The organism is Teichococcus aestuarii (genome assembly GCF_042651065.1).
Taxonomy (GTDB): Bacteria; Pseudomonadota; Alphaproteobacteria; order Acetobacterales; family Acetobacteraceae; genus Pseudoroseomonas; species Pseudoroseomonas aestuarii.
In genome coordinates this window covers 110003-134837 of record NZ_JBHSCH010000003.1, presented here as the reverse complement: position 1 = coordinate 134837, position 24835 = coordinate 110003, and the positions used below count along the sequence as shown (strand labels likewise).

Genomic DNA, 24835 nt, shown 5'->3' with positions numbered 1-24835 from the left:
CTCGCACCGCGCGGCAACGGGCGGGGCCGCGGCGACGTTACAGCTTCCCATGCCCGCACCGTCACCTTGGCAGCGCGCCGCGCCGTGCCACGATCCCCTGTCCGCCCCGCAGGTGCCGGACGCCGTCCTGGCCATTCCGGTCCGCAACGAGGTGGCGCAGATCGGCGCCTGCCTGGCGGCCCTGGCGGCACAGACCGCGCTGGCACAGCTGACGGTGCTGCTCCTGCTCAACAACTGCACCGACGGCACGCGGGACCGGGTGCGCGGGCTGCGCCCCGCCCTGCCCTTCGCGCTGCTGGCGCTGCGCGTCAGCCTGCCGCCGGAGCGGGCGCATGCCGGCGAGGCGCGCGGCCTGGCGCTCGATGCCGCCGCCGCGCTGCTGGAGGCGCGCGGCGCGTCGGACGGGCTGCTGCTGACCACCGACGCCGACAGCCGCGTGGCGCCGGACTGGCTGGAGGCGATGCGCGCCGCCCTCGCCGCCGCCGCCGATGCCGTGGCCGGCGCGGTGCGCTACGACCCGGCGGAGCGGCGGCGGCTGCCCGCCATGCTGCGCCGGCGGATGCTGCTGGAGGAGCGCTACCACGCCCTGCTGGCGCGGCTGGAGGCGCGGCAGGACCCTTGCCCGCACGACCCCTGGCCACGGCACCGCGGGGCCTCCGGCGCCAGCCTGGCGGTGACGCTGCGGGCCTACCGCCGTGCCGGCGGCCTGCCCCGCTGGCCGGTGGGCGAGGGCCGCGCCCAGGCGGCCGCCCTGCGCTTCGGCGGTGCCCGCATCCGCCACGCGACCGATGTGCGGGTGCGCACCGCCTGCCGCCTGCAGGGCCGCGCCTTGGGCGGCGCCGCCGACACGCTGCGCCAGCAGGCCCTCTGCCCCGAACTGCCCTGCGACCCGATGCTGGAGCCGGCGGACGGCGCGGCGCGGCGCTTCTCGCTGCGGGCGGCGCTGCGCGGGGCCTGGGAGAGAGGGGCCCTGGAACGGATCGTGGAGGCGCCGCGCTGGGAGGCACGGCTTGACCTGCCGCTCGGCTTCCTGACCAGCCGCGCCGCCCTGCCCTTCGTGGCGTTGTGGCCCATGGTGGAATATGCCAGCCCGCTGCTGCGGCCCGAGCCGCTGCTGCCGCAGGCCCTGCCGGGCGAGATCCGCACCGCGGCGCTGCTGCTGACCGGCCTCAGCCCGGCCGGCGCAGCAGGTCCAGCCGATAGTGTTCCGCCCGTTCCTGCCGCACTGCCGGCATGACACCGGCCAGCGCGCCGCTCAGGCCTTCCGCCGCGGCATCGCCCGAGAGCGGATAGTCCGTCGTGCCGGTCCAGTGCACCAGCAGCACCTCGCCGCCCGGCGCCAGATCCCGCCGCGTGAGCGCAGCGACGCGGGCAAGGTCGGCCTCGTCCAGGTAGTAGAGCACCTCGGAGAACAGGATCAGGTCGTAGCGGGCGCGCGGCCACTGCCGCGGCACCTCGCGCTGCGCCAGGGTGAGGCCGGGCAGAGGCCCGCAATGGCGCCGCGCCGACGCGATGGCGCGGGCCGAGCCGTCGATCGCCAGCAGCGAATCGCAGCGCCCGGCCAGCTGCTTCGTCAGCACGCCGATCGAGCAGCCCACCTCCAGCACGCGGCCGTAGCGCGGGCGCTCCAGCGCGGCCAGGGTGGCGGCATACTTGCCGGCCTCGTAGGCGCTGTCGCGGAAGCGCCAGGGGTCGGGGTCGGCGGCGTAGAGCGCCTCGAAATAGGCCGCGGGCAGCGATCCCGTGGGGTGGGTCATGCCTCGGGCTCCACCTCCAGCACGATCTCATAGGGCCGGTCGAAGCGGGCCAGCATGGAAGCGTCCAGCACGAAGCCCTGTGGGTCGTCCAGGATCACCTCGCCAAGCTGGGAGCGGTGGGCGCGGATGGCGGCGCGCTTGTGCGGCAGCACCGAGCCGACCGCCAGCCGGGCACCGCGCGGCGCCATGCCGATCTCGGTCTCGGGCGGCAGGGTATGGCCCCAGACGGGATAGGCCAGGTGCCGCAGCCCCGGGTGGCGCCGCCGCAGCGCCGCCGCCATGGCGTGGGTCGCCTGATGGTCGCAATGCGGGTCGTGCCCCCAGCTGGCCAGCACCGTGCCGGCGCCGATACACCGCACCAGCCCGGAAAGCCGCTCCACCGCCGCCAGGAACCGCATCCCCTCATGCGGCACGGCGGCATCCGGCAGGTGCAGGAAGCGCACCATGCCCGGCGGCACCCCCAGCAGCGCCAACGCGCCGAGCGCCTCGGACTCGCGCAGCGCCCGCAGCGCCTCCGGCGGGTAGTCGCGCGAGCCCGGGTGCGAGGCTGCGCCATCGCTGATGAACGCCACGCAGACCGGCCGCGCCTGCCGGGCCGCCAGGGCGATCAGCCCGCCGCAGCCCAGGCTTTCGTCGTCGGGGTGCGGCGCCAGCACCAGCAGCCCTCCCGGCGCCAGGATCTCGTCCAGCGCGGCGAAGGGGAGCGCCTCGGCGGCATGGAAGAAGGCGCCGGCGGTCACGGCCATGGCAACGGGTCCCTCTCGAGCCAATGGGCGGCGCCCTGCGCCAGCGCCCGGTCCGGCGCCGGCTGGCGCAGATAGGTTGCCAGGTCGCGCGCCACGCGCTCCAGCGGCTGCGGCCGCATGAAGGCCATCAGTCCCACGGAGCGCTGCGCCGCCTCCAGCACCTCCAGCGCCGCGCGCTCCACGGCGCGGCGGGCGAGGTTGATGAAGCCGGCGATGGCATCGGGCGCCGCGTCGCTGCCGGCCAGGGCAGCGGCACGGTCCACCCAGAGCCGGGCGGTCCCGAGCGCGATGGCGGCCTCGCCCGCGCGGTGCAGCTGGTAGGGATCGGCATCGCGGCCACGGGCACGCAGCTGCTCGCGCAGCAGCGCGACGGCCTCCGCCATGCCACCCGACTGCACGGCGAGGAAGCGCCAGGCGCCGCCGGCGAAATGCGGCTCCGCCAGATACTGCTCCGGCGCGCCCAGGCACTGCCCCGTGGCGATGGGCAGCCCCTCCAGATCCACCGCCCCGGTGGCGGAGGCGCGCATCCCCTGTGCCGTCCAGCCGGAGAGGTCGGCGCGCTCGCGCGGGGAGAGATGGGGCAGCACCATGCGCAGCCCGTCCGCGGCACGCGCCGTCACCAGCGGGCGCGTGACCCGGCCTGCCCCGGAGGCGAGGATCTTGCGGCCCCGCAGCACCCCGCCGCCTTCCGCACCTTCCAGACGGAGCGGCGCGGCACCGTCATCGGTCGCCCAGACGCCGAAGAGATGGCCGGCCCGCACATCCTCGGCCATGGCCGCGCGCTGCGCCTCGGTGCCGTAGGCCTGGATCAGGCCGAGGGCGTTGACGTGACCTTCGTACAGCCGCCCCAGCGGCAGGCTGCCGGCCCCGATGGCGGCCAGAACCCGCGCCAGCCGGCGCAGCCCGTCCGCGCCCTGCAGCAGCCCCGCCCCGCCCAGCCCGGCCGGGAGTGGCGCCAGCAGCAGGCCTTCATCGTGCAGCGCGGCCACCTCCGAATCCGGAAAGGCCCCGTCGGCGTCGCGGGCGGCGCCGAGGGCCCGGGCCAGCGAGGCCACGCGCTGCGCGGCGGCGAGAGGGTCCGCCGCCAGGGCGCGGCCGGTCGTAAGGCGCTGTGTCACAGCCGCCGCAACGCAGCGCCAAGGTCAAGGTTACGGCAGAGGTTGAAAAAAGACTGCCGGCTGCCCGTGCCTCAGGCGTGGGACGGCGCCATGCCGGGAACCCGCAGCACCCTTGGGGGTGCTTCGGGCACAGGCCGGGCAGATGCCGCGCAGCGGCCAAACCGGCAGCGCGGCGGGCGCCGGTGTCAGCGCCGCCATGCCGGGGGCGGTGGTTGGATTGCAGGCCGGAAGATGGCCAGAACGGCACCCGCGCAGGGAAAGCAGCGAGATGCCGGCGGCGCCCGGCCATGCCCGTGCCGCGGCCGGGTTGGCGGGGCGCCCCGGGAAGGCCGGGCGGCGGCGCGCCACCGCCGCCCGGTTTCCGTGGCTCAGCCCGCCAGGGTACGGCCGGCGGAGCCGAGATCGGCGAAGGCCTCGTCCAGCCGCTTGACGATGCCCTTCTCGCCGGCGCGCAGCCACTTGCGCGGGTCGTAGAGCTTCTTCGTGGGCTTGCCGTTGGAGGGGTCGATCTGGTGGGTGAAGGCCACCGGACTGGCCTGCACATAGGCGCCCACCGGCTCGGCGAAGGCGAACTGCGTGTCCGTGTCGATGTTCATCTTGAACACGCCGTAGGACACCGCCTCGGTGATCTTGTCCTTCTCGGAGCCGGAGCCGCCGTGGAAGACCAGGCTCATCGGCTTCTCGCCACCGCCGAACTTGGCGGAGACGGCCTCCTGCGAGCCCTTCAGGATCTCCGGCCGCAGCTTGACGTTGCCGGGGGCGTAGACGCCATGGACGTTGCCGAAGGAGGCGGCGACGGTGACATGGCCGATCGGCGCCAGCACCTCCCACGCCTTCAGCACGTCCTCCGGCTGGGTGTAGAGGTGGGCGTTGTCGGCCGATTCCTCGAGGTCGTGGCCGATGCCGTCCTCCTCGCCGCCGGTCACGCCCAGCTCGATCTCCAGGCTCATGCCGAGCGGCGCCATCCGCTTCAGGACCTTGGCGCATTCCTCGATGTTGACGTCCAGCGGCTCGGCCGACAGGTCGATCATGTGCGAGGAGAAGAGCGGCTTGCCGGTGCGCTTCATGTGCTCCTCGCCATGGTCGATCATGGCGTTGACCCAGGGGAGCAGGCTGCGGTCGGCATGGTCGGTGTGCAGCACGACGCAGATGCCATAGGCGGCGGCCACGGTGTGCACATGCTGCGCGGCGGAGACGGCGCCCAGCACGCGGGCGGCGGCGGCATCGGGGCAGCCCTCGCCGGCGAAGAAGCGGGCGCCGCCGTTGGAGAGCTGGATGATGACGTCGGACTTGTTCTTGGCCGCGGCTTCCAGCACGGCGTTGATGCTGTTGGTGCCGACCACGTTCACCGCCGGCAGGGCGTAGCCGCCGTCGCGGCAGGCATCCAGCAGGGCCAGGTAGTCGGCGCCGGTCACCACGCCCGGGCGAAGCTTGGTCGGGGCCTTCTGGCCGGGGGGCAGCATGTCGTTCATCTCGGGTCTCCGGCTGTCTCGCGCGCGCGCTTGGTCATGGCATGAAAAGGCCGCCCCCCGCCGAGGGAGGCCAGCCTTTCCGTTCGATTAACCCTGCCATACGGCAGAGTTGTGGCGGTCGCCAAGCGCAAGCTCAAGACACGCTTCGATCAGCCCCGCGCTCCCAGCGCGGGCGGAACCCTCGCGGCCGGCACGCCGGCCATCAGCCTCCTCAGGCCGCGGCCAGCTGCAGCGGGGCCTTGCGCGGGCGGCGGCTCCTGGTGGGAGCCATGGCCGGCAGCAGCGGCGACATGGCAGAGAGGGTCTCCAGCAGCCGGCTGCGGGCCAGTTCCGCCCCGCGGCTCAGCTGCCCGGTGCCACCATCGGCGGTCAGGTTCAGCCGGTGGCCATCCAGCACCTTCTGCACCAGCTGCGCCACCGGGCCCTCGGCCAGCGCCGCGGCCAGCCAGGCGGCGGAGATGCCGCGCGGCAGCATGCAGCGAATCACCAGCCCCTGCCGCACCAGGAGCGGCACATCCCCGTCGGCGCCGAGCGGCGGCTCGATCTCGACGGTCACGCCATGCATGGCGCCGATCTTGAGGAAGGCGGCGCTGGACATCCTCCGCACCTCGCCGGCCTCGGCGACGTCATCGAGCATGGCCTGGTCGATCCCCGCCATGGCGTCCGAAAAATCGGTCGGCTTCCGCTGCATCTGAGCGCCCTGTCATGTGTTAATCAATTTTTCGTGATGGAAAACCTAGCAGAAAATTCGCCTTTTGCAACGTGCGAATTTCCGCGGCCTTCCCTTCCCGTTCAGCGGCGCCGCAACCTGCGACTCGGCTGGGACAGCCTGCGGCCTCTGTGTTAACAACAAGAAACTCAGGAAGCCGTGGCCCAGGAACAGACCAATGGTGCAGATCACAGCCGGAAGCCGGACCAGCCTCGATTTCCGGAATCCGGAGGCTGTTTCCTGGAATTACCTGACGTTTAGTTCACGGCAGGCAGGCTATGCCCGGGCGGATCTGAGATTCACCGGGGATGCCTCCTACGCCCTCGAGTTCTTCGGCAGCGGCTTCCAGTACGATGCCTATGGCGCTCCCGCGCAGGGCACCGTCTCCGGCTTCCAGGAGAGCCGGGACGGCATCACCACCCTCAGGGTGGAGGGGCTTTCCATGCCGGTCGGCCAGCTGCTGGGCGGCACCTGGCACGGCATGAGCGAGGCCGCCCGCGCCGCCCTCCTGGCCGGCGACGACATCCTGTCCGGCTCACCGCTCGACGACCATGTGCGCGCCTATGCGGGGAACGACGTGCTGCGGCTGGGCGCCGGCAACGACACCGCCCTGCCTGGCCCCGGCGACGACGTGATCGACGGCGGAGCCGGGCTGGACACGGTGGTGCTGAACGGCCCGGCCGCCGAGTACCGGCTGGTGGCGTGGAGCGGCACCCTGGCCACCATCCCGCTGACCGCCTCCGCCCTGGCGCTGGAGGGAAGCGACCGGCTGATCGGCGTCGAGCGCCTCCAGTTCACCAGCGGCGAGCTCCGCCCCGCCATCGGCGAGAGCTTCGCGCCGCTGGCCTACATCGCCGCCAATCCGGAGCTGATCCGCGCCTTCGGTGCCGATGCGGGGGCCGGATTCGAGCATTACCTGCATCATGGCGCCCGCGAGGGGCGGCCGGTGGCCTTCCAGGGCGCGGAATACCTCGCCTCCCACACGGACCTGCAGCTGAACCTCGGCATCGATGTGCAGGCCGCCATCGCCCACTACATCCGGCAGGGCCATGCGGAGAAACGGGCGATCACCTTCAACGCCCTCGAATACACCGCCTCCTACGCGGACCTGATGAACGCCTTCGGCACCGACCGCGAGGCCGGCGCCCTGCACCAGATGACGCATGGCTGGGCCGAGGGGCGCGTGACGCGGTTCGAGAGCCTCGAATACACCGCCTCCTACACCGACCTCATCCTGGCCTTCGGCAGCAACCAGGACAGGGCGGCGGCGCACTATATCGAGCAGGGCCGGCACGAAGGGCGGACGGTGCTGTTCGACGCCCTCGACTACATCGCCTCCCATGACGACCTGATCGACGCCTTTGGCGCCAACCGCGAGGCCGGCGCCCTGCACTACCTCCAGTACGGACGGTTCGAGGGCCGCAAGGTCAGCTTCGACGCCGTGCAGTACCTGACCAACTATGTCGATCTCCAGGTCGCCTTCGGCGCTGACCAGGACGCGGCCGCACGGCACTACATCCTGTACGGCTCCCAGGAAGGCCGCACGGACGACCTCCTGGGCTGAAGGGCCCCGGCCGGACCGGGCCGGCGGAAGCGAGGGGCGGTGTTGCGGCCGGGCGGCGCCTCCCGCACATTCGGTGCCCGCCAGAAACCCTTTCTCCGCAGGAACCGGCATGGCCATTCTGAAGATCGCCCGCATGGGCCACCCCGTTCTGCTGGAGCGGTGCCAGCCGGTGCCGGACCCCGGCGCGCCGGAGATCCGCCGGCTGGTGCAGGACATGTTCGAGACGATGGAGGATGCGCCGGGTGCCGGCCTCGCCGCGCCGCAGGTGCATGTGCCGTTGCGGCTCTTCGTCTTCCGCGTCCTGCCCAACCGCGCCACCGGCGCGCCGGGCGACGTGCCGGTGGGCAACACCGTGCTGATCAATCCGGTGATCGAGCCGCTGGGCGAGGAGAAGCATCTCCGCTGGGAAGGCTGCCTCTCCATCCCCGGCCTGCGCGCCGCCGTGCCACGCTACAAGCGGGTGCGCTACACCGGGCAGGATTGCGATGGCCGCACCATCTCGGCCGAGGTGGGCGGCTTCCATGCCGGCGTCGTCCAGCACGAGAACGACCATCTCGACGGCATCCTCTACCCGACGCGGATGACCGATTTCCGGCTGATGGGCTTCAACGAGGAGATCGCCCGCGTGCAGGAGGCGCAGGCCCTGGCCGAGGCCCGCCAGGAAGCCGGGGCCGCCGAAGCCGGGGCCGCTGGCGCCTGACGCCGCGCGTCAGGCGCTGAGACTCAGGCGCTGAGCGTCAGGCGGCGCTCGCGCCCGGCGGCCAGGGCATCGCACACCGCCATCGCCAGGTGCCGGGCGCAGAAGGGCTTGCGCACCACGAAGGCCGGGGCGCGCTGCCCCGGCAGGGGAATCGGCTCCTCGCTCGCCGTCACGAAGACGATGGGCGCCGCGTCCGCCGCGCCGAGCTGGCGCAGCATCGCCTGGCCGGCGCCGGTGGCCAGCCGCAGCTCGGACAGGATCAGGTCGGGCCGCCCGTCCTTCAGCAGCATCTCGGCCTCCCGCGCCGAGCTGGCGATGCCCAGCACGGTATGGCCGAGGTCGCGCATCGTCATCGACATGTCGAGCGCCGTCAGCATCTCGTCCTCGATGATCAGGATCTCCGCCGGGCAGGGCGGCACGGTGATGGCCCAGGCCTGCGCCAGCAGGGTGCGCGCGGCGCCCGGATCGACCCGGAGGATGCGGGCGATCTGCAACGGGGTGAAGCCTTCCAGGTGGCACAGCAGCAGGGCGTGGCGCTGCGGCGCCGTCAGCCGCCGCAGCCGGCGCCGCAGCCAGAGCCGGACCAGCGCATGCGCCTGCGATTCGGCCTCTTCCGGCAGCGCTTCCACGAGCCGACCCGGATGGGGAGGCGGACAGTCCAGGAGGCTGGAGAGCCGGTCCTGCACCGCGCGGTAGAGCCGCAGCCGCCCCGGAGAGCGTTTCGAAGGGCGGCGCGATTCGTCGGTCAGCAGATCGTTCAGCGCGACTTCCACCACGCGGTCGGCCAGCACGCGGGACCCGAGTGCGGCGTGGGTGTAGCGGCGCAGGGCCCGCAGGACGGGTAACAGGTCGGCGGGGTCAGAGCCCATGCTCGCGTGACCTTCCTGCTCCTGGCAACCAACCTCCGTGCCGGCGGGTTTTCGGCCGGCGGGGCGCGCTTGAATTTCAGACCGAAGGCCTCACCGTTACAACTTCCCTGTCGAAATGCACAGGCCTATGCCTTTACGATGGCACACCACTTCGTGAGAAGAGAGCCCCCGCGTGGCTAAATCCGTCCCTGCGCCCGTGCCTGCCGAGGAAGATCAGGCCAGCGAAACGGCACCCGAGGACAAGGCGGCCGGCATCGCCAGCCCTGACGCCGGGAACACGCGGCGGGACTGGCTCGACGAGCGCCTGCGCGAGGAATACCAGGACGCGGCCGAGGAGCCGCTGCCGCCGCGGCTCCTGGCGCTGCTGCGCAAGCTGCGGCCCTCCGTTCATTAGGTGGCCGCTACCGGCCTGAGAGGGCGCGGCGCGATGTGACGGGGCGGAGGACCACCGCGGGCAGCCGTGGCGGCCGCCCTGCTTCGCCGGAACGTCATGCCGCCGCCACGCATCTGTCGCAGGCCGCGGGTTAACGAATGCGGATCATCAAGCTGAGGTTCCGCATGCCCGACGCACTGCCCCCGCATGCCGAGGTTCCGCCCGGGAAGGTCGCCCATGCCGGTCTGTTTCTGCGGCGCTGGCTGGCCAATCCCCTGCAGATGGGGTCCGTGGTGCCCTCCTCCCCCACCCTCTGCCGCCGCATCGCGGCGCTGACGAGCCAGGGGCCCGGGGAGTACGTGCTGGAGTTGGGGGCGGGCACCGGAGTGCTGTCGCGCGCCCTGCTGGAGCGGGGCGTGCCGCCGGAGCGGCTGATCGTCGTCGAGATCGTGCCGGAGATGGCGGCGCATCTGCGCCGGGTGCTGCCTGGCGTGCGCGTGGTGCAGGGCGACGCCTTCAACCTGCCCGGCTGCCTGCCGCCCGAGGCGCGGGGGCGGATCGGCACCGCCATCTGCGGCATCCCGCTGGTGCTGCTGCCGCTGGAGCGCCAGCGCCGCTTCCTGGCGAGCCTGGAGGCGGTGGCGCCGGGGCTCGGCTTCCTGCTCTACAGCTACTGCATCACCTCGCCCCTGCCCTGGCGCAAGCTCGGCCTGAGCGCCCGGCGCGAGGCCTGGACGCCGCGCAACTTCCCGCCCGCCAGCGTCTGGCGCTACACGCCGCAATGAGAGGCATGCCGGGGGGGTGTGGCCCCTCCCCGGCCCTTTTGCCTATGCCCGTAGCGGCACGAGCTGGGCGCGGAACTGTGCCGCGCAGGCCTCCCAGGAGAAGGACTCCGCCCGTGCGCGGCAGGCGGCCCGGTCCGCCGAGAGGGCGCGCAGGCAGGCGGCGCGCAGGTCCGTGTCCATCGCCCCGATGTTCAGGGGCGGCTCGGCGTTGCCCAGCACGGTGCGCGGCCCGGGCTGCGGGTAGGCGGCGATCGGCGTGCCGCAGGCCATCGCCTCCAGCAGCACCAGCCCGAAGGTGTCGGTCCGGGAGGGGAACACCATCACGTCGGCCGCCGCGTAGGCGGCCGCCAGCGCCTCGCGGTGCAGGAAGCCGGTGAAGCGCGCCTCGGGGTAGCGCCGCTCCAGCGTGGCGCGCAGCGGTCCGTCCCCCACCACCACCTTGCTGCCCGGGAGCGGCAGGGCCAGGAAGTCCTCCACCCCCTTCTCCGGCGCGACGCGCCCGGCGCACAGGAAGATGGGCCGCGGCAAGCCGGCAAAGGCGTCGCGCGGGCCAGGCTGGAACAGGGCGGTGTCCACGCCGCGCGACCAGGGGCGCAGGCGGGTGAAGCCCTGCCCCGCCAGCTCCTGCCGCAGCGCCTCGGTGGCGACGAAGGTGCCGGCGGCAGCGGCATGGAAGCGCCGCAGCACATGCCAGGAGATCGCCGCCGGGACGCCGAGCCGCGCCCGCAGGTAATCTGGGAAGCGGGTGTGGAAGGCCGTGGTGAAGGACCAGCCGCGGGCCCGGCAGAGTCGGCGCATGCTCCAGCCGAGCGGCCCCTCGGTGGCGATGTGCACGGCGTCCGGCGCGAAGACCCCGGCCAGGGCACCCAGCTGCGGCCCCGCTCCCAGCGCCAGGCGGAGGCCCGGCTCACCGGGCACGGCGAGGCCGCGGAAGCGGTCCGGCCCCAGCACCTCCACCGTGTCGCCGCCGCGCCGCAGCGCGGCGGAGACCATGCCGAGGGTGCGCACCACGCCGTTCACCTGGGGCGCCCAGGCGTCGGAGACGATCAGGATGCGCATCTCATGCCGCCGGCAATGCGACGGGCGCCGGCAGGGCAGGCGGCGCGGCGTGGCGCCGGCGCTGCTCGGCGGCCCAGTCGATCAGCTCGAAGCGGCCATCGGCGTTCTCCACCAGCGCGGTGCAGCTTTCCACCCAGTCGCCATCGTTCATGTAGAGCACGCCGTTCACCATGCGCATCTCGGCGTGGTGGATGTGGCCGCAGATCACGCCGTCCAGGCCCCGCCGCCGCGCCTCCTCGGCCAGCGCCACCTCGAAGCGGTCGATCGCCTTTACCGCCTCCTTCACCTGGCGCTTCAGCCACTGGCTGAGCGACCAGTACGGGTAGCCGAGGCGGCGCCGCGCCGCGTTGAACCAGCGGTTGGCCACCAGCGCCGCGTCATAGGCCCAGTCGCCCAGATGGGCGAGCAGCGTGGCGTAGCGCACCACGCTGTCGAACTCGTCGCCATGGATCAGCAGGAAGCGCCGGCCATCGGCCGCCTCATGCACCGCCTCGCGCAGCAGCGCGACGCCGGCCACCTCGAACTCCGGCCCGGCCCAGTCGCGGAACACCTCGTCATGGTTGCCGGGGATGTAGGTGACGCGGGTGCCGGCGCGGGCCATGGCCAGCACGCGGCGGATGACCAGGTCGTGCCCCGGCTCCCAGTACCAGGAGCGGCGGAGGCGCCAGCCATCGATGATGTCGCCGATCAGGTAGAGATGGTCGCACTCGACCTGGTTGAGGAAGTCGAGCAGCAGCTCCGCGCGGCAGCCCCGCATGCCGAGATGAGTGTCGGAGATGAACAGGGCCCGGTAGCGGCGCAGGGCGGGGCGGGGATCAGGCGCGGTGCTGTTGGGCATTCCGGCTTCCCTTGGCTGGGCCCGGGCTTCTGACGTGGCTGCCGGACCGGGATGTTTCGACCAGGGCGGCAGTATCCGAGCCATGCGACGGAGCCGTGACCGTCACATGACAGGCGCTTGACGAATGAGGCGAACGCCGCTGCACATACAATTCTGCCGGGCAAATCAACCTGTGGTTTATAAACGGTGAAGCCGCCATGTCGCTGCGCGTGTTGTTCCCGGGAGTGCCGGACAAATTCTCTTGAACCCTGCAAACCATCGGGCTTGTGCGCGTATTGCGCGCATAGCTAAATGCTTTGCTATTGAAGGTAGTCACTGGTCCTTCAGGAATGGGTGGGCATCACGCAATGCAGGGGGCTTTCGGACGGCGGAAATGGGTGGCGCTCTGCGCCGGCCTGTTGGCCGTGGTGCCTCGCTTCCCGGGGTATGCGGAGTTCCGCTCCGCCTCCGTCATGCCCGACCGGCAGGAATGGGAGGGCTTCAAGGCCCTCTATCTGCTGCCCGTCGGCCGCATCGTTGACACCGGCAACAACAACGCCTCCCACTCCGAGGGCCAGGGCTGGGCGCTGCTGATGGCGGAGGCATTCGACGACCAGCCGGTGTTCGACCGCGTGCTGGCCTGGACACAGCAGAATCTGCGCCGCCCGCAGGATTCGCTGCATGTCTGGAGCTGGCGCCCGGACCGGCGGAATCCGGTGGAAGACACCAACAACGCAGCGGATGGCGACCTGTTCATCGCCTGGGCGCTGGAACGGGCCGGCCGCCGCTGGCACCGGCCGGAACTCACCGAGCGGGCCGCCGCGATCGCCCGGGACCTGCATGAGCGCTGCGTGCGGAGAGTGGGCGGGCGGATCGTGTTGCTGCCCGCCGCCTTCGGCTTCGAACATCCCAGCTATACGGTCATCAATCCTTCCTACTATGTCTTCCCTGCCCTGGATGCGATGGCGCGGCTGCACCCTGAGGGGCTGTGGCGGCCGCTTCGCGAGGATGGGCTGGCGCTGCTGCGGGAGAGCGGCTTCGGCGCCTGGAACCTGCCGGCGGACTGGATCCGCCTGACCGGCAAGCCGGAGGAACCGCCCAGCCCGGCCGTCGGCTGGCCCGCCCGCTTCTCCTACGATGCCGTCCGCATCCCGCTCTACATGGCCTGGGCAGGGCTGCTGGACGAGCCGGCCGCCCGCGCTGCCGCCCGCTTCTGGAGCACCCGTCATCCGGCGGGTTACACGCCGGCCTGGACCGATTTCGCGCAGGACACCGTGGCGCCCTATGCGGCCGACAGCGGCATGCAGGCCATCATGCGGCTGGTCCTCGACCCGCAGGCCCGTGTCGCCGATCTGCCCCAGGTCCTGGCCGCGCCGCACTACTATGCCGCCGCCCTGACGCTTCTGGCCCGCCTGGCCGCTTTCGAGCGCACGATGCTTCTCTAGACCGTCCAGCTCAGCCTGGAGCATGAGGCTTTGCGTGGAGGCGCACCCTGAGAGCAGCATGGATCAGCATGGCGGAAGCGCCGACCGGCCTGAACCCTGTTAGCCGCCAAGGCGGTCGCGCCGCGTGAGGGCAGGCCGCGCGGCGGTGCTGGCCCTGCTGATGACCAGCCTCCTGGCAACCGCACTGGGACTCAACCTGTCGCTGGACCGGCGCCGGACGGAGGATCGCGTGCTGCGCGGCGTCAATGCGCTGGCGGAGGCCGCCGCCGCCCAGGCCGCGGCGATGCTGAACGGCCTGGACCAGGCGCTGCTCGGCCTGGAGGGACTCGACGAGGATGCCGAAGGGGAGGGGCGGCTGCAGCGGCACGAGGCGCTCGCGCCGGAGGGAACCGGGCTGTTTGTGCTCGATGCCGCCGGGGCGGTGAAGCTGGCGACCGCCCGGGGCCGGGAGCACATCGCGGGGCTGCAGCAGGGCTATGCCGCCTCCCTCGCCAGCCTGCCGGCCGGGGAGCCGGCGCTGTATGTCGCGCCGCCGCTGCGCGGCCGCGAAGGCAGCATCCTGCCGCTGCTGCGCCGGCTGGATGCGCACCGCGTGGGCATGGCCTTGCTGCCCCTGCAGGGGCTGGCCGGACAGTATGCGCGGTTGCCGCTCGCCAAGGGTGCCCGCCTGCTGCTGTTCGACGCGGAGGGGCACCGCCTCGCCGTGCATCCGCCCGGGCCCTGGCCGGCGGGCGAGAAGCCGGCACGCGCGGAGGAGGTGGTGCGGGCCCTGCGCGAGCGCCGGCGTGCCTCGGGCATGGACCGTGCCGCGGCCGACGGCACGCCACGCTACTATGCGGCGGTGCCGGTGCAGGGCCAGCCGGTCATGCTCATCGCCCTCCAGAGCCAGAAGGAGGTGATGGCGCCATGGTGGCAGCGCACCTGGCTGCTGATCGGGCTGGCTCTCCTGGCCACCCTCGCCATCGGCGCGGGCACGGTGCTGGTGCTGCGCGAGATGGCGCGGCGGCTGGCGGCCCGGCAGGCCGCCACCGCGCGGCTCGAGGCGCTGGCGCGGGGTTCGGCGCAGATCGCCGCCATGGCCGAGATGCCCGCCCTGCTGCACCGCGTCGGGCAGCTGGCGCGGCAGGCGGCCGCAGCGCGCTTCGCCGCCATCCGCCTGCACGAGCCGGCAGGCCATGAGCCGGTGATCGACCTGAAGCCCGGCGACGCGCCGCCCGCCCTGGCCGCGCTGCGCCGGCTGGCGCTCGAACCCGGCCTCGCCGGTGACGCGCCCTGCCTCTGGCCGGCGCAGGCGGAGCGTCCCGCCGCCCTGTCGGTGCCGCTGCGCGGGGCGGATGGCGCGCCGCTCGGCACACTTCTGGTAGGTGATGCCGACCATGCCTTCGACGCCGACGACATCGCCATGCTGTCGCAGCTGGGCGTTCTGGCCGGCATCGCGATCCGCAACCGGCGCCTGATCGGCACGCTGCACCACGCGGCGCAGGAGGCCGAAAGCGCCCGGGGCCGGGTCGAGTTCATCCTGGAGTCGATCAGCGACGGCTTCATCGCGCTCGATTCGGAATGGCGCTTCGCCTATGCCAACACCGCCGCCCGCCGGATGCTGAAGCTGGCGGAGGGGGCGTTGCCCCGCCAGACCCTCTGGCAGCGCTACCCCATCCTGCTGGAGACCGCGCTGGTGGAGCAGCTGCACACCGTGGCCGCGCGCGGCGGCCGGGCCGAGTTCGACATCACCCTGCCCTGTGAGGGCGGCGACCGCAGCTTCCGCATGCTCTCCTATCCCGCCGGGGATGGCATCGCCCTGCAGTTTCGGGAAACCGGCCAGCGTCAGGCCGCGGCGCCCGAGGCCCTGGCGGGCGGCGCGCTGCCGGGCGCGGCGATCATCCAGGCCGCCGGCCTGGCGCACGATCTGGGCCATCTGATGGCCGCCATGGAGGAGACGGCCTCCCGCCTGCCACCCGAGGCGGCGGAGGCGGCGGAGGCGCTGCGCCGGTCCGGCGCGCTCGGGCAGGCGCTCAGCGGCGCGCTGCTGGGGCTGATCCGCAGCGGCCGGACGGAAGCCCGGCCGGCCGATCCGGCGGCGCTCCTGCGCGGCCTGCTGGGCCTCCTGCGGCGTCTGGCCGGCCCCGCCGTGGCGCTGGAGGCCGAGATTCCGCCAAGCCTGCCGCCCCTGCCGCTGGAAGCGGGCCAGCTGGAAAGCGCCGTGGTGAACCTGGTGCTGAACGCGCGCGCGGCGATGCCGCAGGGAGGATCGCTGCGGCTCACGCTGCACCGGCTGGAGGCGGCGCCGGCGCCGCTGCCGCCGGGGCCGTGCCTGCGGCTTGCGGTACAGGATTCCGGCAGCGGGTTTCACGGGGCGGCCCTTGGCAGGGCGGGCGAGGCCGGCTTCAGCGAAAAGCCCGGCGGGCATGGCCTCGGCCTCGCCGCGATCGCCGCCTTCGCGCGGCGGCAGGGCGGTGCCTTCCGGTTGAGCGATGCTGCCGGCGGCGGATGCCTGGCCGAATTGCTGCTGCCCTGGTCTCCGCTCCCCCTGCCCGCCCCTTCCGAGACGCTGCCGCCGCCACGGCTGGAGGGCAGCCCCTGCATCCTGCTGGTTGAGGACGAGCCATCGCTGCGCCAGCGGCTGACAGCGCAGTTGCAGGCGCTGGGCTGCGCGGTGCATGCGGCGGAGGACGGCCCGGCCGCCTTGCAGCTGGTCGAAGAAGGGCTGCGCCCCGACCTGTTGCTGACCGATGTCATGCTGCCTGGCGGCCTCAGCGGCCTGCACCTGGCTGAGAAGGCCCGGCATTGGCAGCCATCCTGCGCGGTGCTCCTGATCTCCGCCTATGCCGTGGAGGCGGGCACCACGCCCGGCCAGCCGCCGCTTCTTCTCAAGCCCTGCACAGGCGATGAGCTGGCGGCGGCGCTGCAATCGGCGCTCACGCAGAAAGTTCTGGCATCCGATCCACTTTCAGGAGAAAAACTCACATTCCAGTAGATTCCGCAAATTGCTCTGCTATCATAGCGAGCAATGGTAAACGAAACCACAACCCTAGAACCCCCGCTGCGCCGCCCGCGAAGCTTGGCGGAGCAGGCCCGCGTCGAAGGCATCCTGCTGGGGCTGGGTTGCCCCCGCACGGCCGCGACGCTCTCAGAAGCGTTGATGCAGTCCGGCTACCAGCCGAACCTCATCGACGACCTGAATGATTTCTGCGCGGCGCTGGAGCAGGCTCCGGCGCGGGTGGTGGTGCTGGATCTCGACTGGGCCGCGGGCTCGGCCCCCGAGATGCTCCGCCGCATTCCCGGCCGTGGTCGCGGCCTGGTGGTGCTGAGCCGGCAGGCCGGCGAGGCGGAGCGCGTGGCCAGCCTGGAGCTGGGCGCCGATGACCATCTGCCCCTGCCCGTCTCCCCGCGGGAGCTGGTGGCCCGGCTGCGGGCGCTCTCCCGCCGCCTGCCGGCGCCGCCGGCAACGTCGGAGCCGCTGCCGCCGCGCATGGCGATGGGCGTGCTGCTGGACCCTGCCCGGCAGAGGCTGGTTCCCCCCGGCGGGTCGGAAATCCACCTCACCGGCGCCGAGGCCGGGCTGCTGGCGATGATGCTGCGCGACCCTTCCCTCACCGCCGAGCGGGACATGATCGCCGAGCACGTGCTGGGCTATCGGCGGCGGCCGCAGCAACGCGGCGTGGACCAGTTCGCCTCCTCGCTGCGGCAGAAGCTGGAACAGTCCTCGAATGGCGCCATCCAGCTTCTGGCGGTGCGCGGGCGCGGCTACCGGCTGGTGTGGTAGCCTCGCTGCATCCACCCGGCAGGGCGATGATGCGCGATGATTCAGAGTGCCTGTGACGTGCCCGGGCCGGGCGCCACGCCCGGCAACCTCTCCCGCCAGAGCCTGCGCCTGCTGGCGGCCATCCGGCGCCACCATCCGGCGACGGCGGATCATTCGGTGCGGGTGGCCACGGTGCTGCTGGCCATGTGGAGCCACCGCCCGGACGGGCTGGGCGACATGGCCGAGGTGGTGGCGGCCGGCCTGCTGCATGATTTGGGCAAGGTCTTCCTGCCGACCAGCCTGCTCGATGCCGCCCGCGGCCTCAGCGCCCGCGAGACGGACATGATGCGCGCCCATCCCCTGGCCGGCGCCGAGGCCCTGGCCGCGCTGCGCTACCCGGAAGCGGTGCAGGTGGCGGCGCGGGACCACCATGAGCGCTGGCAGGGCGGCGGCTATCCCGGTGGGCGCGCGGGCACGGCCCTGTCACCGCTGGCGCGCGCCATCTGCGTGGCCGATTCCTTCGTCGCGATGATCGAGCCCGGGCGGGCCTATCGCCGGCACCTCAGCGTGGCCGAGGCGCTGCGCGAGGTGCAGGCCTGCTCCGGCACCCAGTTCGACCCCGATTTCGCGGCGCTGCTGGTGGAGGGGCTGGGCGAGACCTTCCAGGCGGAGCTGGGCCTGGACCATGGGCTGAGCCGCCGGAGCACCATGGCCGGGCTGCTGCCTTCGCACCTGCTGGAGCGCGCCCTGCGTCTTCCGCCCTGCCCCTGGTGAGGCGGTGCCTTAGCGCGAGAGGCCGGGAATGCTCTGCGCCAGGCCCGGCGGCAGGTTCTTCAGCAGGCCGGGCGGCAGCGTGACGCTACGGTACTCGGGCGGCAGGCGGAAGCGGGCCGGGTCCTGCCGGGTGTAGGAGACGGCGGTGGCCTCCAGCATGCCCTGCTTGCCCTCATGCTTGCCTTGCGCGCGCAGCAGCACGCCATCCGGCGTCAGGCAGACGGTGCCCTGCCCGTCCGGATTGCTGACGCGCCAGATGTCGCAGCGGTGGCCGGCCACGGTGGCGCTGCCGGCCGGCGTCATCGTCGTGCCCGGCGGAAGCCCACCGGTCAGCGGCAGCTTCTGCTCGTCCGGCAGCTGCATGGCGGTGCGCATCGAATCCATCACCATCATCGCCTGGCCGCGCGGCAGGTCGACCAGCACCCATCCCGGCGCCTCCGGCGGCTCGACCCGCAGCCGCCGCTCGGCGGCGAGCCATGCCGCCTGCACCGTGCGCGGTGCCTCGCGCCCGCCGCGGGCCGTGTAGGTCACCGCCACGTCGCGGGTGGGCCAGAGCTGGGCGGGGGCGTTCTGCGCCAGGGCGGCGCCGGCGCCGGTCCACGCGAGGGCCAGGGCCAGGATGGCGGTGCGTCGCATCGGAAATCCCCCTACCGGCCAGGCCGGACAGCCGCGCCGGAGCTGGCTTGCGCTTCCGCTCCGGCCGCCGCAGGCTGCGGCACGATTCAGTTAAGAAGGGGAACGCCCATGAGCAAGATCGCCGTCGTCACAGGCGCGGGCAGCGGCATCGGCCGCGCCGCCGCGCTCGCCCTGCTGGGCGCAGGCTGGCATGTCGCCCTCGCCGGCCGCCGCGCCGATGCGCTGGAGGCCACCATCGCCCAGGCGGGCGAGGCCGGCGCGCGCTGCCTGGCGGTGCCGACGGATGTGGGCGACGCCGCCTCCGTGGCCGCGCTGTTCGCCGCCGTGAAGGAGAAGTGGGGCCGCTGCGACCTGCTGTTCAACAATGCGGGGCGCGGCAGCCCGGCGGTCGATTTCGACGAGATCTCGCACGAGGACTGGTTCGGCGTGGTCGCGGCCAACCTGAACGGCGCCTTCCTCTGCGCGCAGGAGGCCTACCGCATGATGAAGCACCAGGAGCCGCGCGGCGGCCGCATCATCAACAACGGCTCGATCAGCGCCTACGCGCCGCGTCCCGGCTCGGCCCCATACACGGCCACCAAGCACGCCATCGGCGGCCTGACCAAGTCGCTCAGCCTCGACGGGCGGAAATGGGACATCGCCTGCGGCCAGATCGACGTCGGCAACGCCGCGACCGAGATGACCGACCGCATGACCAAGGGCGTGCCGCAGGCCAACGGCACCATGATGGTGGAGCCGCGCATGGATGTGCGGCATGTGGGCGAGGCCGTGCTGCACATGGCCTCGCTGCCGCTCGACGCCAACATCCAGTTCATGACGGTGATGGCGACGAAGATGCCCTTCGTCGGGCGCGGCTGAGCCAGGCGGGCCGGGGCGCGACCGCCCCGGCCCTGCCGCGTCAGTCCACCTGCGCGCCGGAGCGGCGCACCACCTCGCCCCAGCGGGCGATGTCGCGCTCCTGCACGGCGCGGAACTCGGCCGGGGTGGAGAGGGTGCTGGGTGTGATGCCCTGGGTGTCGATCAGCCAGCGGCGGAACTCGGGCGTGGTGATGATGCGCTGGATCTCGGCGTTCATCCGCGCCTGGATGGGCTCCGGCAGGCCGGGCGGCGCGAAGATGCCGTACCAGGTGCTGCTGTCGAAGCCCGGCAGGCCGCAGGCCTCGGCCACGGTGGGCACCTCGGGCAACGCCTCCAGGCGCTTGGCCGTCGTCACCGCCAGCCCCTTCACCTGCCCCTGCTTGATGTAGCCGATGGAGGGGCCGGACTGGTTGAAGAACAGGTCCACATCGCCGGACAGCAGCGCCGTCTGCGCGCCGGGCTGCCCGCGGAAGGGCACATGCACGATGTCCAGCCCCGCCACCTGCGCGAACTGCGCGCCGGCCAGGTGGGTCGAGGCGCCGTTGCCGGTGGAGGCGTAGTTCAGCTTGCCCGGCTGCGCCTTCGCCGTGCGGATCACGTCCTGGCAGGTGGCGAGGCCGGGCCGCCGCTCCGCGCTGACGGTGAGCACGTTCGGCACGTCGCCCAGATGGGCGATGGGCGTGCTGTCCTTCACCGGGTCGAAGGGCAGGCTGCGGTAGAGCGTGGCGTTGATGGCGTGGGTGCCGGCCGTGCCGAAGAGGAAGGTGTAGCCATCCGGCTTCGCCTTGGCCACATGATCGCTGGCGATGTTGCCGCCGGCGCCGCTGCGGTTGTCCACCACCACCGGCACGCCCAAGGCCTGGGAGAGCGGCTCGGCCAACTTGCGCTGGTAGATGTCCACGCCGGAGCCGTTCGGAAAGCCGCCCATCAGGGTGATGGGCCGGTTGGGCCACGCGGCGTCCTGTGCCTGTGCCGTGGCGAGAGGGGCCCATAAGCCGGCCAGTGCGAGGCCAAGCAGCAATCGGCGCATTGTCGGTGGCTCTCCTTCTGTGTGCAGCACCGAGGCTATCCCTGCGCCGGCAATGGGGGGAACCCGGAAAGCGCCCCCTTTCCACGCCGCGTTCAGACGCTGCGCAAATCCAGCAGGCAACGGGGCACCAATGCGCCCAAACCGATGGCATGCCCGGCAAGCTGCTGGCGGATCTGCAGCGCCTGCAGCCGCGCCGCCTCCTTCAGCAGGTCCGTGTCCTCCAGCGCGCCGAGCGTGGCCTGCTGGTCGTCCAGCTGCTCCAGGTTCAGCGAAAGCTGGGCCTCGATGGCGCCACGGTCGGCGGCGAAGCTGTCGCGCGCTTCCAGCACGGCCAGGGTGAAGGCACTGAGATCCGGCAGCATGGCGCGGGCGGCGGCCGAATCGGCGGGCGGGCGCGGCAGCCGGCTGGCGATCCGCTCCAGCAGGTCCAGCGAGCGAAGCATGCCCGGGTTGCCATCCTCCGCGTTGCTCATCAGCAGCTGGCTGACATGGCGCGAAGCGGCCAGCAGCGAGAGGATCTCCTGGAAGTTCCGCTGGTAGCGCGCCAGGGCGGCGCGGCCCTCCTCCCCGGGCAGGGCGGGATCTGCGATCAGGACGAGGATGCGGCCGGCCTCGCTGGCCAGCATGTCGATGTCTTCCAGCACCTGGCGCAGCAGGTCGAGCATTGCCTTGGCGCTGCTGAGTTGGCGCCCGGCGGCGAGGATGCTGTCGAGTTCGTCCATCTCCGTGGGCCGCAGGCCAGGGGATGGCGTGGGAAGCAGGGGAGCAGAATCCAGCGACATGCAAGGGTTTCCCTTCAGCCGGCTCCGGCCGGCGCTCGGGATATGTTCTGGACCCGCAGCATTGAAGATATCGCTAAGGCACGAAAAAGCCCCCGGCGCGGGCTGCGCCGGGGGCTCCATTCATTCCGTCGCGGGACGGCGCCGGGGGCTCAGTTGCCCTTCAGCACCACCGCCTGGCGGCCACGCTGGCCGTCGCGGACCTCCAGGTTGAGCTTCTCGCCCTGCTGGACATCCTGCTTGCCGGCGCGCTGCAGCACGGAAGAGTGCAGGAACACGTCCTGGCCACCATCATCCGGCGTGACGAAGCCGAAGCCGCGCACCTGGTCGAACCACTTCACCGTGCCGTTCACGGCGTAGGTCGGGCCACCCTCGTCACGGCCGCCGAAGTCGCGGCGCGGCGGACGGTCGCCGAAGCTGCGCGGCGCGCCGAAGCCACCACCGCCGCCGCCGCCACCGAAGCCGCCACGGTCGCCGAAATCACGGCGCGGCGGACGGTCGCCGAAGCCGCCACGGTCGCCGAAGCCACCGGGCGCACCAAAGTCGCGGCGCGGCGGACGGTCGCCGAAGCCGCCACGGTCGCCGAAGCCACCGGGCGCGCCGAAGTCGCGGCGCGGCGGACGGTCGCCGAAGTCGCGGCGCGGCGGACGGTCGCCGAAGCCACCGGCACCAAAGTCGCGGCGGGGACGGTCGCCACCGGGCGGGGCGCCCGGGCCGAGCTTGCGCTCGTGGATCTTGGTCACCAGCCGGCGACCCTGGCGGTCCGCGCCGATCTCGCAGACCAGCTTGTCACCGGTCTCGGGCGGCTCGATCCCGGCCTCGGTGAGCGCCGAAGCGTGGAAGAACACGTCCTGACCGTCCGGGCCCAGTACGAAGCCGAACCCCTTACGGCCGTTGTACCACTTGACCTCGGCCTCGATGGGCCCGGCGCCGCCCTGCGAATCGTTATCCGGAAACACTGCGTCTCGTATCCGTAAAAGTGTGCGGCCCGACGGGATGCAGGGCCGGCATGGTCCATCCTCGCACCAGAGCGTCCCGATTGCTAGTCGAATCGCCGTGGATCGTAGGGTTCCAGCGCAATATCCGGGCGCCGGCCGGCCAGCAGCGCGGCCACCAGCGCGGCCGTGCGCGGGCCGGCCACCAGCCCCACATGGCCATGCCCGAAGGCCAGCACGATATCGCCCGAATTCCGCGCCGGGCCGATGCAGGGCAGGCCGTCCGGCATGCTGGGACGGTTGCCCATCCAGACCTTCACCCGCTCCGCCGGCAGGTCGCGCGGCAGGCCGGGGAAGCAGCGCAGCAGGTGGTCGCGCAGGATCTCGGCGCGCTTCCAGTTGGGCGCCGCGTCGAGCGCGGCGATCTCCACCTGCCCGGCGACGCGCAGCCCCGCGCGGGTCATGGTGATGGCCATCTTGCCGTCCGACGGCATCAGCGGAATGCGTGGCCCCGTCTCGGGATTCGCGATCACCGCGTGGTAGCCGCGCTCGGTCTGCAACGGCACGCGGCTGCCGGCGGCGGCGGCCAGCACCTTGGAATGGGCACCGGCGGCGATCACCGCCCGGTCGGCGGCGATCTCGCCGCCCTGCGTCGTCACCGCGCGCAGCCTTCCGCCCTCGACGCGGAAGCCGGTGGCGGCGCTGCGCGCGCGGCGCACCCCTTCCCGCTCGGCCAGCGCCACCAGCGCCGCCACATAGGCGCCGGGGTCGGCGCAGTGGCCACCCTGCTCGGCCAGGATGCCGAAAGTGTAGCGGCGGTCGAGGGTAGGCTCGCGCTGGCGCAGTTCCTCCTCCCCCACCTCGCGCCAGGCGAGGCCGACCTCGGCGCGGATGCGCCAGGCCATCGCCTCCGTCTCGAAGGCGGCGCGGCTGGGATAGATGTACATCAGCCCGGTGCGGTGGATCAGCTCCGGCACCCCGGCCTCCTCGGCCAGCGCCTGGTGCAGCGCGGGCGCGCCGTCGAGCAGCGGCTTCAGCGCCCGCGCGGTGCGCAGCACCTTGGCCTCGGTCCAGCCGGCCCAGAGGTAGCGCAGCAGCCAGGGCGCCACGCGCGGCAGGTAGCCCCAGCGGATGGCCAGCGGCCCCAGCGGATCGCGCAGGAAGCCCGGCACCTTCTTCCATGTCCCCGGCATGGCGGGCGGGATGACGGATTGCGGCGAGAGCCAGGCGCCGTTGCCATAGCTCGCCGCCTGCTCGCCGCCCGGCTCGCCAGGATCGATGAGGGTGACATCCCAGCCCTCACGCCGCAGCGCCAGCGCGGTGGCGGCGCCGACGATCCCGGCGCCGATGATCGCGGCATGGCCCCGCATGGCGCCGCTCACCGCGATTGCAGCGCGGCGTCGCGCCCGAGCAGCGAGACATGGGCGGAGACGACGCGCCAGCCTTCCGGCAGCCGCGCCATGATCTTGGTCTCCCGCCCGATCAGGCCAGTGCCGACGCGCTCGTATTCCAGATGGGTGGCGGCGAAATCCTGCCCGAAGGCGACGATGTGCACCGTCCGCTGCACACGCTGCGCATAGGCCTTCACCGAGGCGCGGAAGGCGCGGATGGCGTCGTGCCCGTAGAGGATCTCGCCGATGCCGAAGCGCACGGTGCGCGGATCGGCCCAGAAGATGCCGTCCAGGATTTCCGTGCGGTTGTTCATCAGCGCGTCCTCGTAGCGGTCGAACACCGCCCGGACTTCCGCAATCACCGCCGGATCGTCGATCTGCACGCGAGCACCCCTCCGCTGCCAGGAACCAGGAGGTGCAGCGTGCCGCAGCACGCGCGCGGGCGAAAGGGGGCCGGCCATAGGGCCGGCCCGGAATCGCCTCAGCCGGCGTCGGCCACGGCGCGCTTGGCCATCACCGTCACCAGGTTGGCGCGGTACTCGGCGCTGCCATGGATGTCGCTGTTCAGGTCGTTGGCCGGCTGGCGGATATTGGCCACGGCCTCGGGCGACCAGTTGGCGGCGAGCGCGGCTTCCATCTCCTTCTGGCGGAAGGCGCAGGAGGCGGCGCCGTTGACGCCGACGCCCACGCCCTTCGGCCCCTTGGCGACGAAGACGCCCGTCATCGAGTAGCGGCTGGCCGGGTTGCGCAGCTTGGCGTAGCCGGCCTTCTCGGGAATCGGGAAGGAGACGCCGATGAGCAGCTCGCCCGGCTCCATCGCCGTGGTGAACATGCCGACGAAGAAATCGTCGGCCGGGATCTGCCGGCGGTCGGTGATCAGGGTGGCGCCGAGGGCGAGCGCGGCGGCGGGGTAGTCGGCCGCCGGGTCGTTGTTGGCCAGGCTGCCGCCGATGGTGCCGCGGTTGCGCACCTGGGTGTCGCCGATCGTCGCCGCCATGCGCGCCAGCGCCGGGATCGCCGCCATGATCTGCGGGTCGGTCGCAACCTCGAAATGCTTGACCATCGCGCCGATGACGATGGCATCGCCCTCGCGCTTGATGCCGCGCAGCTCGGCGATGCCGGAGAGGTCGATCAGCGCCGTCGGCATGTTCAACCGGTGCTTGAGCGCCGGCAGCAGGGTCATGCCGCCGGAGATCGGCTTGGCATCCGGATCCTCGGCCAGCAGCTTCACCGCATCCGCGAGGCTGCTCGGCTTGTGGTAGGCGAAATCATACAT

Annotated in this window: 25 protein-coding genes; 10 read left to right on the top strand and 15 right to left on the bottom strand. The window is 72.5% G+C overall.

What is annotated here, in order from left to right; translation table 11 throughout:
- Positions 1-112: 112 nt before the first annotated feature.
- Entirely contained in the window at positions 113-1237 is a 1125-nt protein-coding gene (locus ACFOY6_RS02655) for a glycosyltransferase (RefSeq protein ID WP_379648768.1), read from the top strand.
- On the opposite strand, the gene ACFOY6_RS02650 is transcribed toward ACFOY6_RS02655, so the two are convergent.
- The 5 genes from ACFOY6_RS02650 to ACFOY6_RS02630 form a co-directional block, all read right to left on the bottom strand.
- Positions 1170-1757: a class I SAM-dependent DNA methyltransferase gene (locus ACFOY6_RS02650; protein WP_379648766.1), complete on the bottom strand. Its 588-nt coding sequence runs from the start codon at positions 1755-1757 to the stop codon at positions 1170-1172. The two genes, ACFOY6_RS02655 and ACFOY6_RS02650, sit on opposite strands and share 68 nt — an antisense overlap.
- Positions 1754-2503, bottom strand: a complete 750-nt coding sequence (locus ACFOY6_RS02645; RefSeq protein ID WP_379648764.1) for a PIG-L deacetylase family protein — start codon at positions 2501-2503, stop codon at positions 1754-1756. The genes ACFOY6_RS02650 and ACFOY6_RS02645 overlap by 4 nt, the downstream gene beginning before the upstream one ends.
- Entirely contained in the window at positions 2494-3621 is a 1128-nt protein-coding gene (locus tag ACFOY6_RS02640) for an acyl-CoA dehydrogenase family protein (protein ID WP_379648762.1), read from the bottom strand. The genes ACFOY6_RS02645 and ACFOY6_RS02640 overlap by 10 nt, the downstream gene beginning before the upstream one ends.
- Positions 3622-3989: 368 nt before the next feature.
- A complete protein-coding gene (gene fbaA / locus ACFOY6_RS02635; protein ID WP_379648801.1) occupies positions 3990-5084 on the bottom strand; it encodes a class II fructose-bisphosphate aldolase in 1095 nt (364 codons plus the stop codon).
- Between the two features lie 220 nt (positions 5085-5304).
- Positions 5305-5784 carry a hypothetical protein gene (locus ACFOY6_RS02630; protein WP_109517729.1) on the bottom strand — a complete coding sequence of 160 codons (480 nt, stop codon included), beginning with the start codon at positions 5782-5784 and terminating at the stop codon, positions 5305-5307.
- Between the two features lie 196 nt (positions 5785-5980).
- Between ACFOY6_RS02630 and ACFOY6_RS02625 the strand changes: the two genes are divergently transcribed.
- Both ACFOY6_RS02625 and def read left to right on the top strand, forming a co-directional pair.
- Positions 5981-7366, top strand: coding sequence for a calcium-binding protein (locus ACFOY6_RS02625; protein ID WP_379648760.1), 1386 nt, complete (start codon positions 5981-5983; stop codon positions 7364-7366).
- A gap of 109 nt (positions 7367-7475) precedes the next feature.
- The gene (gene def / locus ACFOY6_RS02620; protein WP_379634093.1) at positions 7476-8066 is read left to right on the top strand and encodes a peptide deformylase; all 591 of its coding nucleotides are present in this window, start codon (positions 7476-7478) and stop codon (positions 8064-8066) included.
- 23 nt (positions 8067-8089) lie between these two features.
- On the opposite strand, the gene ACFOY6_RS02615 is transcribed toward def, so the two are convergent.
- Positions 8090-8935, bottom strand: a complete 846-nt coding sequence (locus tag ACFOY6_RS02615) for a sigma factor-like helix-turn-helix DNA-binding protein (protein ID WP_109517726.1) — start codon at positions 8933-8935, stop codon at positions 8090-8092.
- Between the two features lie 172 nt (positions 8936-9107).
- Between ACFOY6_RS02615 and ACFOY6_RS02610 the strand changes: the two genes are divergently transcribed.
- Positions 9108-9329, top strand: coding sequence for a NepR family anti-sigma factor (locus ACFOY6_RS02610; RefSeq protein WP_146201914.1), 222 nt, complete (start codon positions 9108-9110; stop codon positions 9327-9329).
- Between the two features lie 164 nt (positions 9330-9493).
- Positions 9494-10093 (top strand): class I SAM-dependent methyltransferase, encoded by a 600-nt coding sequence (locus tag ACFOY6_RS02605; protein ID WP_379648757.1) that lies wholly within the window; start codon positions 9494-9496, stop codon positions 10091-10093.
- A gap of 42 nt (positions 10094-10135) precedes the next feature.
- On the opposite strand, the gene ACFOY6_RS02600 is transcribed toward ACFOY6_RS02605, so the two are convergent.
- Together ACFOY6_RS02600 and ACFOY6_RS02595 are read right to left on the bottom strand one after the other, a co-directional pair.
- On the bottom strand, positions 10136-11152 hold the full coding sequence (locus ACFOY6_RS02600; protein ID WP_379648755.1) for a glycosyltransferase family 4 protein: 1017 nt from the start codon (positions 11150-11152) through the stop codon (positions 10136-10138).
- A 1-nt stretch (position 11153) separates the two neighbouring features.
- Positions 11154-11990: a UDP-2,3-diacylglucosamine diphosphatase gene (locus ACFOY6_RS02595; RefSeq protein ID WP_109517723.1), complete on the bottom strand. Its 837-nt coding sequence runs from the start codon at positions 11988-11990 to the stop codon at positions 11154-11156.
- Between the two features lie 377 nt (positions 11991-12367).
- On the opposite strand from ACFOY6_RS02595, the gene ACFOY6_RS02590 reads away from it, so the two are divergent.
- From ACFOY6_RS02590 to ACFOY6_RS02575, 4 genes are all read left to right on the top strand, one after another.
- On the top strand, positions 12368-13414 hold the full coding sequence (locus tag ACFOY6_RS02590) for a glycosyl hydrolase family 8 (RefSeq protein WP_379648753.1): 1047 nt from the start codon (positions 12368-12370) through the stop codon (positions 13412-13414).
- Positions 13415-13538: 124 nt separating this feature from the next.
- A complete protein-coding gene (locus ACFOY6_RS02585; RefSeq protein ID WP_379648751.1) occupies positions 13539-16388 on the top strand; it encodes a response regulator in 2850 nt (949 codons plus the stop codon).
- 84 nt (positions 16389-16472) lie between these two features.
- Complete coding sequence (locus tag ACFOY6_RS02580) at positions 16473-17177, top strand: response regulator transcription factor (protein ID WP_379648749.1); 705 nt, start codon at positions 16473-16475, stop codon at positions 17175-17177.
- Between the two features lie 36 nt (positions 17178-17213).
- Positions 17214-17930 (top strand): HD-GYP domain-containing protein, encoded by a 717-nt coding sequence (locus ACFOY6_RS02575; protein WP_379648747.1) that lies wholly within the window; start codon positions 17214-17216, stop codon positions 17928-17930.
- Positions 17931-17939: 9 nt separating this feature from the next.
- Here ACFOY6_RS02575 and ACFOY6_RS02570 read toward each other — a convergent pair whose 3' ends face one another.
- A complete protein-coding gene (locus ACFOY6_RS02570) occupies positions 17940-18566 on the bottom strand; it encodes a hypothetical protein (RefSeq protein ID WP_379648745.1) in 627 nt (208 codons plus the stop codon).
- Between the two features lie 108 nt (positions 18567-18674).
- On the opposite strand from ACFOY6_RS02570, the gene ACFOY6_RS02565 reads away from it, so the two are divergent.
- A complete protein-coding gene (locus tag ACFOY6_RS02565; RefSeq protein WP_109517717.1) occupies positions 18675-19424 on the top strand; it encodes an SDR family oxidoreductase in 750 nt (249 codons plus the stop codon).
- 40 nt (positions 19425-19464) lie between these two features.
- On the opposite strand, the gene ACFOY6_RS02560 is transcribed toward ACFOY6_RS02565, so the two are convergent.
- From ACFOY6_RS02560 to ACFOY6_RS02535, 6 genes are all read right to left on the bottom strand, one after another.
- Entirely contained in the window at positions 19465-20454 is a 990-nt protein-coding gene (locus tag ACFOY6_RS02560) for a Bug family tripartite tricarboxylate transporter substrate binding protein (protein WP_379648743.1), read from the bottom strand.
- A gap of 92 nt (positions 20455-20546) precedes the next feature.
- Positions 20547-21236 carry a hypothetical protein gene (locus ACFOY6_RS02555; protein ID WP_146201912.1) on the bottom strand — a complete coding sequence of 230 codons (690 nt, stop codon included), beginning with the start codon at positions 21234-21236 and terminating at the stop codon, positions 20547-20549.
- A gap of 149 nt (positions 21237-21385) precedes the next feature.
- Positions 21386-22192 carry a cold-shock protein gene (locus ACFOY6_RS02550; RefSeq protein ID WP_146201911.1) on the bottom strand — a complete coding sequence of 269 codons (807 nt, stop codon included), beginning with the start codon at positions 22190-22192 and terminating at the stop codon, positions 21386-21388.
- Between the two features lie 83 nt (positions 22193-22275).
- Positions 22276-23538: an NAD(P)/FAD-dependent oxidoreductase gene (locus ACFOY6_RS02545; RefSeq protein ID WP_379648740.1), complete on the bottom strand. Its 1263-nt coding sequence runs from the start codon at positions 23536-23538 to the stop codon at positions 22276-22278.
- Positions 23539-23546: 8 nt separating this feature from the next.
- The gene (gene hpxZ / locus ACFOY6_RS02540; RefSeq protein ID WP_109517714.1) at positions 23547-23942 is read right to left on the bottom strand and encodes an oxalurate catabolism protein HpxZ; all 396 of its coding nucleotides are present in this window, start codon (positions 23940-23942) and stop codon (positions 23547-23549) included.
- A gap of 98 nt (positions 23943-24040) precedes the next feature.
- Positions 24041-24835, bottom strand: a complete 795-nt coding sequence (locus ACFOY6_RS02535; protein ID WP_109517713.1) for an FAD binding domain-containing protein — start codon at positions 24833-24835, stop codon at positions 24041-24043.

Bases quoted from the DNA above. Each gene is read 5' to 3' on its own strand.
- ACFOY6_RS02650 (WP_379648766.1), bottom strand. From the start codon at position 1,757: ATGACCCACCCCACGGGATCGCTGCCCGCGGCCTATTTCGAGGCGCTC.
- ACFOY6_RS02645 (WP_379648764.1), bottom strand. From the start codon at position 2,503: ATGGCCGTGACCGCCGGCGCCTTCTTCCATGCCGCCGAGGCGCTCCCC.
- fbaA (WP_379648801.1), bottom strand. From the start codon at position 5,084: ATGCTGCCCCCCGGCCAGAAGGCCCCGACCAAGCTTCGCCCGGGCGTG.
- ACFOY6_RS02630 (WP_109517729.1), bottom strand. From the start codon at position 5,784: ATGCAGCGGAAGCCGACCGATTTTTCGGACGCCATGGCGGGGATCGAC.
- ACFOY6_RS02625 (WP_379648760.1), top strand. From the start codon at position 5,981: ATGGTGCAGATCACAGCCGGAAGCCGGACCAGCCTCGATTTCCGGAAT.
- def (WP_379634093.1), top strand. From the start codon at position 7,476: ATGGCCATTCTGAAGATCGCCCGCATGGGCCACCCCGTTCTGCTGGAG.
- ACFOY6_RS02615 (WP_109517726.1), bottom strand. From the start codon at position 8,935: ATGGGCTCTGACCCCGCCGACCTGTTACCCGTCCTGCGGGCCCTGCGC.
- ACFOY6_RS02605 (WP_379648757.1), top strand. From the start codon at position 9,494: ATGCCCGACGCACTGCCCCCGCATGCCGAGGTTCCGCCCGGGAAGGTC.
- ACFOY6_RS02600 (WP_379648755.1), bottom strand. From the start codon at position 11,152: ATGCGCATCCTGATCGTCTCCGACGCCTGGGCGCCCCAGGTGAACGGC.
- ACFOY6_RS02595 (WP_109517723.1), bottom strand. From the start codon at position 11,990: ATGCCCAACAGCACCGCGCCTGATCCCCGCCCCGCCCTGCGCCGCTAC.
- ACFOY6_RS02575 (WP_379648747.1), top strand. From the start codon at position 17,214: ATGATTCAGAGTGCCTGTGACGTGCCCGGGCCGGGCGCCACGCCCGGC.
- ACFOY6_RS02570 (WP_379648745.1), bottom strand. From the start codon at position 18,566: ATGCGACGCACCGCCATCCTGGCCCTGGCCCTCGCGTGGACCGGCGCC.
- ACFOY6_RS02565 (WP_109517717.1), top strand. From the start codon at position 18,675: ATGAGCAAGATCGCCGTCGTCACAGGCGCGGGCAGCGGCATCGGCCGC.
- ACFOY6_RS02560 (WP_379648743.1), bottom strand. From the start codon at position 20,454: ATGCGCCGATTGCTGCTTGGCCTCGCACTGGCCGGCTTATGGGCCCCT.
- ACFOY6_RS02555 (WP_146201912.1), bottom strand. From the start codon at position 21,236: ATGTCGCTGGATTCTGCTCCCCTGCTTCCCACGCCATCCCCTGGCCTG.
- ACFOY6_RS02545 (WP_379648740.1), bottom strand. From the start codon at position 23,538: ATGCGGGGCCATGCCGCGATCATCGGCGCCGGGATCGTCGGCGCCGCC.
- ACFOY6_RS02535 (WP_109517713.1), bottom strand. From the start codon at position 24,835: ATGTATGATTTCGCCTACCACAAGCCGAGCAGCCTCGCGGATGCGGTG.